At 37.1% G+C, this 12,892-nt stretch carries 11 protein-coding genes and 1 riboswitch; all 11 genes read left to right on the top strand.

Annotation, left to right across the window (positions count from 1 at the left end):
* Window positions 1–406: 406 nt before the first annotated feature.
* The 11 genes from C794_RS17390 to nagZ all read left to right on the top strand — a co-directional run bounded on the left by C794_RS17390 (window position 407) and on the right by nagZ (window position 12,890).
* Window positions 407–784 carry a PH domain-containing protein gene (locus C794_RS17390; RefSeq protein ID WP_011067612.1) on the top strand — a complete coding sequence of 126 codons (378 nt, stop codon included), beginning with the start codon at window positions 407–409 and terminating at the stop codon, window positions 782–784.
* 62 nt (window positions 785–846) lie between these two features.
* Window positions 847–986, top strand: a riboswitch (FMN riboswitch).
* A 278-nt stretch (window positions 987–1,264) separates the two neighbouring features.
* A complete protein-coding gene (locus C794_RS17385; RefSeq protein ID WP_017798450.1) occupies window positions 1,265–1,891 on the top strand; it encodes a riboflavin synthase in 627 nt (208 codons plus the stop codon).
* 11 nt (window positions 1,892–1,902) lie between these two features.
* Complete coding sequence (ribB, locus tag C794_RS19975) at window positions 1,903–2,526, top strand: 3,4-dihydroxy-2-butanone-4-phosphate synthase (protein WP_017798449.1); 624 nt, start codon at window positions 1,903–1,905, stop codon at window positions 2,524–2,526.
* A gap of 20 nt (window positions 2,527–2,546) precedes the next feature.
* The gene (ribH, locus tag C794_RS17375; protein WP_017798448.1) at window positions 2,547–3,032 is read left to right on the top strand and encodes a 6,7-dimethyl-8-ribityllumazine synthase; all 486 of its coding nucleotides are present in this window, start codon (window positions 2,547–2,549) and stop codon (window positions 3,030–3,032) included.
* Window positions 3,033–3,517: 485 nt separating this feature from the next.
* Entirely contained in the window at window positions 3,518–5,434 is a 1,917-nt protein-coding gene (locus C794_RS17370; RefSeq protein ID WP_017798447.1) for a beta-N-acetylhexosaminidase, read from the top strand.
* 18 nt (window positions 5,435–5,452) lie between these two features.
* Window positions 5,453–6,457 carry a lactonase family protein gene (locus tag C794_RS17365; RefSeq protein ID WP_017798446.1) on the top strand — a complete coding sequence of 335 codons (1,005 nt, stop codon included), beginning with the start codon at window positions 5,453–5,455 and terminating at the stop codon, window positions 6,455–6,457.
* Between the two features lie 256 nt (window positions 6,458–6,713).
* On the top strand, window positions 6,714–8,339 hold the full coding sequence (locus C794_RS17360; RefSeq protein ID WP_017798445.1) for an ABC transporter substrate-binding protein: 1,626 nt from the start codon (window positions 6,714–6,716) through the stop codon (window positions 8,337–8,339).
* 386 nt (window positions 8,340–8,725) lie between these two features.
* The gene (locus C794_RS17355; RefSeq protein ID WP_017798444.1) at window positions 8,726–9,661 is read left to right on the top strand and encodes an ABC transporter permease; all 936 of its coding nucleotides are present in this window, start codon (window positions 8,726–8,728) and stop codon (window positions 9,659–9,661) included.
* 15 nt (window positions 9,662–9,676) lie between these two features.
* The gene (locus C794_RS17350) at window positions 9,677–10,573 is read left to right on the top strand and encodes a carbohydrate ABC transporter permease (protein WP_017798443.1); all 897 of its coding nucleotides are present in this window, start codon (window positions 9,677–9,679) and stop codon (window positions 10,571–10,573) included.
* A 108-nt stretch (window positions 10,574–10,681) separates the two neighbouring features.
* On the top strand, window positions 10,682–11,299 hold the full coding sequence (locus C794_RS17345) for a YesL family protein (protein ID WP_017798442.1): 618 nt from the start codon (window positions 10,682–10,684) through the stop codon (window positions 11,297–11,299).
* A gap of 22 nt (window positions 11,300–11,321) precedes the next feature.
* Complete coding sequence (nagZ, locus tag C794_RS17340; protein WP_017798441.1) at window positions 11,322–12,890, top strand: beta-N-acetylhexosaminidase; 1,569 nt, start codon at window positions 11,322–11,324, stop codon at window positions 12,888–12,890.
* Window positions 12,891–12,892: the final 2 nt, after the last annotated feature.

Below are 12,892 nucleotides of genomic sequence, written 5' to 3'. Positions count from 1 at the left end.
GAGCTTTTATTGTGAGAAAAATGATCACAATAAGAGCTTTTTTATGTTTGTAATTAACGATAGAATTTAGCGTCAATAAAAAAAGTGAAATATTTTATATGTGAATCAATTTCATAATTAATAAAATCCGAATGTATTGCTGTTTGATTTCCATTGCAGACGGCGCTTTCCGCAGGCACGGCTTCAACTAACTAGGAAAAAAACCCCCTTTTCCTAGTGGATTTTCAGCTCGTGCTGATCCTGCAGGAGTCGCCGTCTTCCATTTCAATCAAAACCAAGTAATTCTAATAATCCGAACATTAATATTTATATTCAGTCTTATTATTCGTTTTTATAAAATTAAGCAATGGAAATTTACTCATATGGTATAATTACCTATATAACTAAACTTTTAGGAGGAATTTACATGGGTCTTTTTGATGGTATTATGGGGAATGCATCCGAAGTAGATAACGGGAAGATTGAAGAAGAATTTCAGCAAGTTTTAGCGGAATCAGAAAATATTGAGAGAACGTACAAACTTATTCGAGATTTATTTATCTTTACGAACAAGCGATTAATTCTAGTAGATAAACAAGGTGTAACAGGTAAAAAGATGGAAATCCATTCGATACCTTACAAAAATATAGTTCACTTTAGTATTGAAACTGCTGGAAGTTTTGATTTAGATGCGGAGTTAAAAATCTGGATATCTGGTAATTCTGTGCCTTTCCAAAAGCAGTTTAACAAAAGCTTAAATATATATGAAGTTCAAACCGTATTGGCAAGCTACGTACTTAATTAATTTATTTATTTTATTTGACATTAACTATCTGAAGTTTTACACTTTTACTTAGAATTGAATAGTGTATTCTTCGGGGCAGGGTGTAATTCCCGACCGGCGGTGACAAGTTAGTAAGAACTTGAAGTCCGTGACCCGCTTTCATGCGGTGGATCTAGTGAGAATCTAGAACCGACAGTAATAGTCTGGATGGGAGAAGAATAGCTGTATGGATACGTATATCTATTGACGTGGAGAAAACTAGGTTGTTTCTAGTTGTCTTAAATTTACGTATTTTTACACATATCGTTTATTAGAGTTAGCTATGCCCCGCAATCTACATATTGCGGGGCTATTTATATGGAGATTATGTAATTCATTTTTCCTTACATCGTTCTACGAGTGAGACTAATTTAGTTGCTTACTCTCTATTTCAGTATTATTCCCCCTTCAAAGAGATCACATTCATTTCTGATATTAAATTAAATAAAAGGAGCTGATGGTTTGTTTACAGGAGTTGTTCAAACAATTGGGCAAGTAACGAACGTGGAGAAACGACGAGAAACAATTCAACTTGTTATTCATACAACAGAGTCGCAATTGCTGCATTACAACGTTGGCGACAGCATGGCTGTTAATGGAGTGTGTCTGACTGCCACCAAAGTAGCTGAGGATACATTTATGGCTGATGTCATGCCTGAAACATTTCGATCTACCAATCTTCAATATGTGAGTATTGGTTCATCTGTGAATTTGGAAAGGGCGATGCGTGCAACAGATCGATTTGAAGGGCACATCGTTGCGGGTCACGTAGATTCCACTATTACCGTCAAACGTACATGGAAAGACCAAAATGCATATTACATGAGCTTCACATTGCCGATACCATATGCGCAAGAAGTCATTGCGAAAGGTTCAGTTACCTTGGATGGTACCAGTTTAACGGTTGTAGAAAAATCTAGTCATACATTTACGATTAGTTTGATTCCCCATTCACAGCAAGCATCGATTTTGTCCCAACGTCGAGTGGGTGATTACGTAAATATGGAGACGGATATGCTTGCTAAATATATTCTTCAAGCAAACAAGCAAACCTTATCACAGTCCTTTTTACAAGAAAATGGATTCTAAGGAGGGTAAATATGAACGAGCAAAGCAAGATAGAGCGGGCGATAGAAGATTTGCGGAATGGAAAATTGATTATTGTTGCAGATGATGCGGACCGAGAAGCAGAAGGAGATCTTGTTGGGCTCAGCGAGTTGGTAACGCATGAAAATGTTAATTTTATGACTAAATACGGACGAGGATTAATCTGCGTTCCAATTACAGAAAAACGAGCGGTGGAATTAGATTTAGATACAATGTCTAAAAATAATACCGATACGTATGGTACTCAATTTACGGTTAGTGTTGATCATTATACCAATTCTACAGGGATTTCTACGGCTGATCGTGCAGATACAATACGGGCTTTAGCTGACCCATTATCAAAAACGACAGATTTCAAGCGTCCGGGTCATATGTTTCCATTAATAGCGAAGAATGCAGGCGTATTGGAACGTAGAGGTCACACAGAAGCAGCTGTTGATTTGGCAAGTCTATCAAACTCGTTTCCATCGGCGTATATTTGTGAAATTTTAAATGATGATGGATCGATGGCAAGATATCCAGCTCTTGAAACACTGGCGAAACAATGGCATTTAACCTTAATTACAGTAGAAGATCTCGTTCAATATCGAAAAAAAGAAATAGCTATAGAAAATTAATCGTAGAGGAGTTTGATCGTATGACAATATATGAAGGAAACTATAATGGACAGGGAAAGAAGATTGCGATTGTAACAAGTAGATTTAATGAGTTTATTACTGCGAGACTATTATCCGGTGCAGAAGATATGCTTATTCGTCACGGCGTAGCTAGAGAAAATATCGATGTGATCTGGGTTCCTGGCGCTTTTGAAATTCCTTTTATAACTAAACGTGCAGTTAATTCACAAAAATATGACGGTGTATTAACGTTAGGAACAGTTATCCGCGGAGCAACTACACATTATGATTATGTTTGTAATGAAGTCTCCAAGGGAGTAGCCCAAGTAGGGATGAATAGCAACATACCAGTATTGTTTGGTGTATTAACAACAGAGTCGATTGAGCAAGCTGTAGAAAGAGCAGGAACGAAAGCTGGAAATAAAGGTGCAGAAACAGCGCTCGGGTTACTTGAAATGATATCATTAAACGAACAATTCCAAATAGAGAGCGTCGGAATGAACTAGTATGAACAAACTGTCCAGAAGTCTCACCGTGATAAACGAAGGCTATGGACAGTTTTTTTAGTTGCGTGAATTATAATATTTGAGTCAATTTCATCATTCTAAGTTTTATTTAAAATCGAATGTTTTATTGGTATTTATATAACAACGTTAGATTAACCGCAATCACTTGGCTTTGATTGTAATGAAAGAAGGCGACACCTGCTCAGAATAGCTGATGCTGTGCCTGGGGAAAGCTGTAATGAAAATAAAAATAGCGAACATTCGAACTTCACACAAAATATTTTGATTATAAAATAGACTCATTTGTGTGCTATGAATAACTAAATAATTGAAACCAGCTACATCTAGTACAAGTGTACATAAACAGAAGTTAAAAATACTGTTGTGAAAATGTTGAAAATTTGAAATAATAAATTTTGATTGATAAAAATCTAGATAGGAGGTTTCATGTAGAAATAATTTAATAGAAAGGATGGGAATAGAATATGAAATTTACGATAACAGGCGATAGTGCCATTATCATGAAAGGGTTAAGCGAGTTACAAGCAAGCTATGATTTCTCATTGGCTGAACGATCCGAGATTAACATTACTTGTGTGCAGGAAGAAACACTCAATGGCTTAGCAATCTCTTATAGACAAGGAAATGGGACCATCACATACGCATACCCTAATCAATTCTTTCGCGCTTTTAGTATGCTGCTTCAACATCTACAACAAGAAGATACTCCTCTGGAAACAAACGAAAAAATGCAATTTTCAACTGTTGGACCGATGTTCGACCTTTCACGGAATATGACCATGAAATTAACAACATTAAAAGATTTTATCCGAAAGTTAGCTATGATGGGGCATAATAGCATCATGCTTTATATGGAGGATACCTATGAAGTGAGTGATGAACCTTACTTTGGTTACATGCGTGGACGTTACACAGAAGTCGAACTACGTGAATTGGATGAATACGCTGCATTATTCGGGATAGAGCTAATACCGTGTATCCAGACACTGGCTCATTTGGAGGAATTTCTAAAATGGGATGCTGCCTATAAATACAAGGATACAAGAGGTGCATTGTTGCTGGAAAGTGAAGATACGTATGATTTGCTAGATAGAATGATACATGCGGTTACAAAACCATTCCGCAGTAAACGTATTCATATAGGTATGGACGAAGCGGAAGAAGTAGGTAGAGGAAGGTTCCTAAATATTCATGGTTATCAATCCCGCTTTGAGATGATGTCGAAACATTTAACAAGGGTATTAGAAATCACGGATAAATATGAATTAGAAGCGATGATGTGGAGTGATATGTTTTTAAAGTTAGCATCGGAAACAGGAGATCAGTACGACAAATCTACGAATCTGCCAGAATATATTATTCAACAATTACCAGAAAATGTTCAATTTATGTATTGGCAGTATAACCAAACGGATTATGATCACTATGACAATATGATAGGTCAATTAAAACGGTTTGGCAGGACTCCAGCGTTCGCAGGAGGCATGTGGGTGTGGAATACGTTCGCACCAAACTATCATATTTCTTTAAGCGCGAGTGAAAAAGCACTTCAAGCATGTAAAGATAACGGAATTCGTGATGTGTTTGTGACTTTATGGGGTGATGATGGATATGAAAACAATGTGTACACTTCTCTTTATGGATTACAATATTACGCAGAACATGCATTTAGCGAGCAAGTAGATGAATTGCAAGTCAAACAGAGAGCAACATTTATAACTGGAATTGATGCAGATGCCTTATTATTATTGAACAAGTTGGATCAACCACCTGGTGTAGCGGATGGAAATCTTCAGCAGACGAATCCATCTAAGTTCCTTTTATGGCAAGATCCATTATTAGGTGTTTTTGATAAACATATAGAAGGACTGGATTTAGACGAGTATTATAAAGATCTTTCTAAACAAATCGAACGGAAGCAAAAGGAAGCGCACGAATACGGTAAATATCATTTTGACGTACCTAAAAAGCTATGCACTGTATTAGCGAATAAAGCATCTCTCGGAGTAAATTTAAAACAGGCGTATGATAAGAAACAGTTGTCTGAGTTAACACAATTAGTAGATACAAAGATAGTGCCATTATTAAGTGATGTTTGTGAACTTCGATCTGCACATCGCAGACAATGGCTAACAATGAATAAACCGTTTGGTTGGGAAGTAATTGATATACGTTATGGAGGTTTATTGAATCGTCTAGAAACTACAAAAGATCGCATTGAACGTTTTGTACACGGTGAATTAGATCAAATTGAGGAGTTAGATCAAGAGAGACTTTATTATTCACCAAGATTCGAACAATCTACTGGCCTCGGGTGGGGTAGTTATTATTATCGTATGGCATCCCCTAATGTATTTTTTCATGTTTTACCAATTTACTAGAAATGGATGGAGAAGCGAATGAATTCATTATTCGATGTATTTGTAGGGAGTTATGGAGAAAGGAATGAAGAAACAATTCACTGGCTTTCTTTTGACCCACGTATCGGTAAGCTTGAGAAAGTAGCAGCTTTTGATGGAATTGAGCACCCCTCTTTTTTAGAAGTTAACACGAGTAAATCTTGTCTATATGCTATTAGCGAGGTTGAACAAGGTGAGGTCATCTGTTATGGAATTAATCCAGTTCACAAGCAATTAATAGAATGGAGTCGTCATCCTACCCATGGTGGGCCTTGTTATGTTGAGGTAAATGGTGACTATGTTTTTGTAAGTAATTATACTGGTGGCAATATAGTCGTTTATGGAACAAATGAAAATGGAAAGATTGAAGAAGAGACCGATTGCGTCCATTTCTCAACTGAATCAAGATTGCATACCATACGGCGCTTGCCTGAAAGTGATTATTATGTTGCAACAGATCTAGGAAAGCATAAGTTATATTTCCTCTATTTTAACCAAGAGACAGGAAAACTTCAGCAGCGATTTGAAGCGGAAACACCTTATCCTTCAGGACCAAGGCATATTGATTTCCATCCAGAAATAGCAGTATTATACGTTGTAAATGAATTTGATTCCACCGTACTCGTATATGCATATGATGTAGAAAAGGAGTTCGTACAGTTACAGCAAAGAATAACCACGTTACCAAGTAATTGTAAACAAGAAAATTATAGTGCAGAAGTACAATGCAACGGAAAATTACTATATGTGTCAAATCGAGGGCACGATTCTATTACAACCTATCAAATAATAAACAATGGACTTCTAAAGAACTATTCGATTTCGAGATTAGGCAGCAAATGGCCAAGGCATTTTCAATCAAAGGTCCCTGGTGAAAAACATTTAATTATCGCCAACGAACATAGTAATGAGTTAATGGTAATGAGAAAAACACAGAAGAATGAATTAGTACATTCCAATCAGAGGCACGCACTGCCAAGACCAGTTTGTGTAAAAGTGATGTAGATAAAAAAATAAGTGTTTTAACATGAAGGAAGTAGCAGCTTCCTAAAAAATTCATTACAAACATTATAATGTTATATTGACGTAACATTAGAATAGTGTTACTATTTAGAATAAGTAGAAATTTTACTTAAGTTTTATAATTTCTTAATTTTATTTTAATGGAGGGGTGATACATAAACGATAGATTTGGTTTGATGAAGCATAGGGGGATCAACAGTTTTGTAGAAATATATATTTCTAGGGAGGGGAAAGCAAAGTGAAGGTAAAAAGATTATTGTTAATTCTTTTACTAATATCGTTTGTAACCGCTTTATCAGCTTGTAATAGCGATGATGAAGGTGGCGAAGATGGTGGTGACGGCGGTGATGCGACTGCCGCAAATGAAGGTGTAAATGAGTCAGGAATGCCTATTGTCGATGAAGAGCTAGAGCTAACTTTTTTTGCAAACAAGCCTGCTCAAAATGAAGACAATAATTGGAACGATATCCTAATTTGGAATGAGTATAGAGATCAAACAAACATCAATGTGAATTGGGATCTTGTGAGTCCAGATGCTTTAGAAGAAAATCGTAATTTAGCTTTAGGTAGTGGAGATTTACCAGACGCATTCTTCCTATCGCAGCTTACGAGTACGGATTTATTAAGATATGGAGGGCAAGAAGTATTCCTACCGTTAAATGATCTGATTGAACAATACGCTCCAAATCTTACAGCGTTAATGGAGCAGGATCCAAGTATCCGTAAAGCTGTTACGTTTCCAGATGGAAACATTTACTCCATGCCAGCACTTATTGAGGAGGATTTCTTATCCTTACGTCTGAGTGCTCGTCCATGGGTGAATGAAGAGTGGCTAGATGAATTAGGAATGGAAATACCCGAAACAACAGATGAATTCTATGAATACTTGAAAGCCGTGAAAGAGCTTGATCCAGTAGGTGGAGGAAAAACGATTCCTTATGGAGGGACGCAAATCCAAGAATTAGTTCAATGGTTAGCTGGTTCTTTTGGTGTGATGAATCAAGGTACGTCGAATATGAATTATGACTTAGATTCTTCTGGTGAAGTTCGTAACTTTGCTATAACAGATGAATATAAGCAAATGCTTGAATATATTAACAAGCTGTATGAAGAAGGATTGATTGACCAAAGTATCTTTACGATCGAGTGGGGGCAATTCCTAGCGAATGCATCTGATAATTTATATGGAAGCATGATTTTCTATGATCCAATTGAATTATTTGGGGAAGATATTGGAGCTCAATATAACAGTGTTGCAGCGTTAGAAGGACCAGAAGGACATCAAACCTATAATAAACTTTCTTCTTCTGTATGGGATCCAGCAAACTTAGTAATCACAAGTGAGAATGAGAATCCAGCCGCAACTGTACGTTGGATGGACCATTTCTATAGTGATGAAGGTGCGGAACTTTACTATATGGGGGTAGAAGGTGAAACATTTGAAATAGAAGACGGTGAAGCGGTTTATAAGGATCACATCTTAAATCCTGAAGGAGATATTACTTTCGAACAAGCGTTATCGAAACAGTTAACATGGTTAGGATCGATTAATGGGATTATTAAAGCAGATTACTTCCAAGGTGGAGAAACTGCTCCTCAATCCATGGAAGCTGCCGAGAAGATTGAACCTTTTGTTCCAGAAGAAATTTGGCCGCGTTTCACATTTACCGATGAGGAGAATATTATCTTGCAATCTACTGGTCAAGATATCAACAACTATATCGAAGAAATGCGCGACAAATTTATTACTGGTGATGAAGATTTAGCTAACTGGGATAATTATGTAGACACACTAAACCAAATGGGATTAGAAGAGGTTGTAGAAGTACATCAAAATGCTTATAACCGTTATACAGAGAATTAATTATTTTGATTACAGATGGATTTGAAGAGAGAGGTTCCCCCTTTTCCTCTCTCTTCTACCTTTTGCTAAAAGAGGTTGTTCAAAAAGTCCGGTGAAAATGATAATTATCTGGGGGATCTTCTACTAAAATAGCCCACGTCCTGTGGAAGCTCGTTGGCTTGCTTTTCTCGGTCCTTTTTGAGCACGCGCTAAAAAGAAAAAGAGAGTAGATTCTGTTGAACAGCATTACTTCCTAGTAACCAGCATGACAATACAACTTCAGACTTGTAAGTGAAGCAATGTTCAAAAGTATACATAATTGCCAATCAAGGTTGTTTCATTAGGAAGATATGGTAAACGTGTCAAGGTTGTATATTAGTTAGCTGTTTAAGGAGGTAGACAATAATATGGCAAAACTAGCGCCCGCTCATAGGGGTAGAGGCTACAAAATAAAAAAGAATTTACTTGCAAATTGGCAATTATATATATTTCTTTTACCTGTAGTTTCGTACTTTTTTATTTTTCATTATATACCAATGTATGGCGTTCAAATTGCTTTTAAAGATTACTTTGCGAACTTAGGAATCTGGGGAAGTCCTTGGGTTGGTTTTGAACATTTTGAGCGTTTTTTTAGCTCATATTACTTCTGGAGATTATTAAAAAATACGCTCGTCTTAAATCTATACATGCTCATACTATTCCCATTACCGATTATTTTAGCACTAGCATTTAATGAATTACGTAATGGGGCATTTAAGAAATGGACGCAAACCTTAACGTATGCACCACATTTTATTTCTGTCGTCGTTGTCGTAGGAATGCTTGTTGCATTTTTAGATCCCAATACAGGGTTAATCAATCATCTTATACGTGCTTTAGGGATGGAACCAATTCCGTTTTTAACAAGTCCAGATTGGTTCCGACATATCTTTGTCTGGTCTGGTCAATGGCAAACATTAGGGTGGAGTACAATTATTTATTTGGCAGCTCTTGCAGGGGTGAACCCGGAGCTTCATGAAGCAGCAAGAGTGGATGGTGCCACGAGATTGCAACGTATTTTCCGAATAAATATTCCAAGTATTATGCCAACCATCGTCGTATTATTTATTTTAAATATCGGAAACTTTATGCAAATTGGCTTTGAGAAAGTGCTACTCATGCAAAATACATTGAATTCGGAGACGTCGGATATTATCCAAACGTTTGTATATGAAACGGGTATCCTACAAGGTCAATATAGTTTTGCTGCTGCTGTTGGTTTGTTTGAATCGGCGATTAATATCGTTCTTTTAATTACCGTTAATCAAATCGCACGAAAATTTAGTGAGAACAGCTTATGGTAGGAAGGAGGATGCAACATGTCTAGATTTAGTTTGTCGGATAAAGCCTTTGACCGGTTAAATATACTCTTTGTATCGATCATTACAATAATCATCATTTATCCACTAATTTTTGTGCTGAGCGCATCCATCAGCGATCCTCAAGCTGTGAACACAGGGAAAATGTGGCTTTGGCCGGTGGATATTACTTTTGATGGGTTCCAACGAGTCTTCCAAAATGATGCGATTTGGACGGGATATAAAAATACGATTATATATACGATCGTTGGTGTGCTTGTACACTTGTTTGTTTTATTGCCAGCAGCATATGCCTTGTCCCGTAAAGAATTATTGGGAAAGAAGCTTTGGTTATGGTTTATTTTATTCACGATGTTATTTAATGGAGGGCTTATCCCAACGTACTTAGTTGTTCGTAATTTGCAAATGCTCGATACAATGTGGGCGATAGTGATCCCAGGTGTTGTAGGAGCTTGGTCGATTCTTGTTGCTCGAACATTCTTTCAACAAACAATACCTGATCAACTCGTCGAAGCATCTAAAATTGATGGGGCAAGTGACTTTTACTTATTTATTAAAGTGGTGCTACCGTTATCATTACCAATTATTGCCGTAATGGCACTCTTTCATGGGGTAGCTTTATGGAATCAGTACTTTAATGCTTTAATTTATTTGCGAACAGAAGATAAGTTTCCATTACAGCTGATACTTCGGCAAATTTTAATCTTGAATGAAGTAAATGCAAGTAGTATTTCCAATGCTGCTGGTTCTGCACAATCGTTCGCAGAACAAGTAAAAACAGCTTCCTTAGTAAAATATGCAGTAATCATTGTTTCTGCACTACCATTATTAATTGTATATCCATTTTTACAACGTTTCTTTGTAAAGGGAGTTCTAATTGGTTCGGTGAAGGAATAAATAAACGGAGGCAAAAGTGGAACAGTGCAAGTGAAACTAGAGGTTGTAATAGAATTGATAGCTACTTTTGTCTCTGTTTACAATGATTTGAGTAGAGAGGTGAGATAGATGACGAGTATTGCACAAGGATACTATACAATAGCCGTTTGGATAACACGTTTTGCATATTTAAATATTCTCTGGGTGGCTTTTACTATATTAGGGTTAGGAATATTTGGTCTTATGCCAGCAACCGTAGCAATGTTTGCAGTGGTTCGGAAGTGGAATATGGGTGAGCAGGATATTACTATTTTTCCATTGTTTTGGAAGACATTTCGTCAAGAATTTGTAAAATCAAATGGATTAGGACTTTTGCTAGTGGCAATAGGATACCTTCTAACGATAGAATTCCAAATACTTGGGACACAAACAAGTCTTATTTATCAGATGGTTCAGTTTAGTGTTGTCGTTATTTTAATTTTATATGTCATGGTAGTTGCTTTTTTCTTTCCAATCTATGTTCACTTTAATTTAAAATCCATGGACTATATCAAATGGCCATTTATTATAGGAATCATTCATCCTATTTTAACGGTGGTTTTATTAGTGGGAATTGGTCTGCTGTTATCTATTACTTTTTATTCTTTACCAGCATTACTATTTTTGTTTGGAGGAAGTGTAACAGCCTACATTTTAATGTGGGGAGTTTCGAAAACTTTTGCAAAATATGAAGTGCAGAATAAATAAATGTAGAAAGAGGTGGTAGCAAATGATTGAAAAAACAATAGGAGAACTGTTTGTAATCGGTTTTGATGGTAAAGTTATTCCCGAATCCATCAAACAGCTTATCCACAATTATCATATCGGTGGCATTATTCTTTTTACTCGTAATATTGGAAGCCCTAATGAAGTGCTTGCGCTAACCGCTGCTTTGCAGAAAGAAGCACGAGATGCAGGATATGAACGTCCACTACTCATTTGTGTTGATCAAGAAAATGGTACAGTACGACGTCTCGGAGAAGGAACGACAATATTTCCTGGAGGCATGACGATTGGCGCAAGTGACAGTGAAGAGAATGCATATCAGATAGGTTATGCTAGCGGAAAAGAGTTAAGAGCATTGGGGATTAATTGGAATTTGGCCCCAGTAGTTGATGTGAATGTAAATCCAGATAATCCAGTTATTGGTGTTCGTTCTTACGGAGAATCACCAGAACGTGTCACTCGTTTAGCAAAAGCAGCGGTGAAAGGTATGCAAGATGCAGGTGTTGTGACGACGCTCAAACACTTTCCTGGTCATGGTGATACAAAAGTGGATTCGCATTTAGCCTTACCTGTTATTCCCCATAATATAGGGAGGTTAGAGGATATCGAGTTACGGCCTTTTCGAGAGTGCTTGGAATCCGATGTGATAATGTCTGCACATATCTATTTCCCTGCATTGGAACCCGCAAAAGATAAACCAGCTACATTATCCAAAGAAGTAATGACGGGATTGCTTCGAGATAAATTAGGGTATACCGGGCTAATTACGACGGATTGTATGGAAATGAATGCGATTTCGGAAACAATTGGTACGGAGAAAGGAGTCGTTGCCGCGTTACAAGCAGGTGTGGACCTAGCAATGGTATCGCATACGTTGCAGAAGCAAATTGGTGCTCTAAAAGAAGTGAAACTAGCAGTAGAGTCAGGGAAATTGAGCAGAGAATCTATTTTATCATCGGTAAAACGAATTAGGCGTGTTAAAGATACATATATCAATTGGAATAATACCGTTTTAGATTCAAGTGCAAGTGTACCTTCTTTTGTCGGAGGAAATGACCATCGTGAATTGGCTAAGGAAGCTTATCGTCAAGGTGTGACAATGGTTTATAATCATGGGCTGATACCGATTGATAGTGGTAGCGATATGGCAGTAGTCACACCATTAGCGGCTGTACAGTCGGCAGCAGAGGATTCGTCGCATGCAGCAATTCGTCTTTATGATGTAATTTGTGCATATCAGCCACATGCCAAAAATATAACATTAACAGAGGATTGGACGGAAGAATATATACATGAACAAATAGAACATTGGAAGCAGTACGATGCAGTTATATTCGGTGTCCAATATTTAGCCCAACATCCAGTTCAACAATTGTTTTTAGAAATACTTGCCGCAAATGATGTTCCAGTAATCGCAATCGTAATGAAAAGTCCTTACGATGTAGCTATACTCCCGGAGCTTCAAGCATGTATATGTACATATGAAGTATCTTACCCAGCATTGGAAGTAGCTGCGAGTACTGTGTTCGGGAAAGGCGACATTCTAGGTGGTCTACCAGTAACAATAAATTGAAA

The sequence above is a fragment of the Oceanobacillus kimchii X50 genome, from assembly GCF_000340475.1.
In the GTDB taxonomy this organism is placed as follows: domain Bacteria; phylum Bacillota; class Bacilli; order Bacillales; family Amphibacillaceae; genus Oceanobacillus; species Oceanobacillus kimchii.
The sequence above is the reverse complement of the archived record's forward strand: the minus strand, read 5'-3'. Positions and strand labels throughout refer to the sequence as shown.

Excerpts from the sequence above, each read along its gene's own strand:
- C794_RS17390 (WP_011067612.1), top strand. The coding sequence starts at position 407 with ATGGGTCTTTTTGATGGTATTATGGGGAATGCATCCGAAGTAGATAAC.
- C794_RS17345 (WP_017798442.1), top strand. The coding sequence starts at position 10,682 with ATGACGAGTATTGCACAAGGATACTATACAATAGCCGTTTGGATAACA.
- C794_RS17355 (WP_017798444.1), top strand. The coding sequence starts at position 8,726 with ATGGCAAAACTAGCGCCCGCTCATAGGGGTAGAGGCTACAAAATAAAA.
- nagZ (WP_017798441.1), top strand. The coding sequence starts at position 11,322 with ATGATTGAAAAAACAATAGGAGAACTGTTTGTAATCGGTTTTGATGGT.
- C794_RS17370 (WP_017798447.1), top strand. The coding sequence starts at position 3,518 with ATGAAATTTACGATAACAGGCGATAGTGCCATTATCATGAAAGGGTTA.
- ribH (WP_017798448.1), top strand. The coding sequence starts at position 2,547 with ATGACAATATATGAAGGAAACTATAATGGACAGGGAAAGAAGATTGCG.
- ribB (WP_017798449.1), top strand. The coding sequence starts at position 1,903 with ATGAACGAGCAAAGCAAGATAGAGCGGGCGATAGAAGATTTGCGGAAT.
- C794_RS17365 (WP_017798446.1), top strand. The coding sequence starts at position 5,453 with ATGAATTCATTATTCGATGTATTTGTAGGGAGTTATGGAGAAAGGAAT.
- C794_RS17350 (WP_017798443.1), top strand. The coding sequence starts at position 9,677 with ATGTCTAGATTTAGTTTGTCGGATAAAGCCTTTGACCGGTTAAATATA.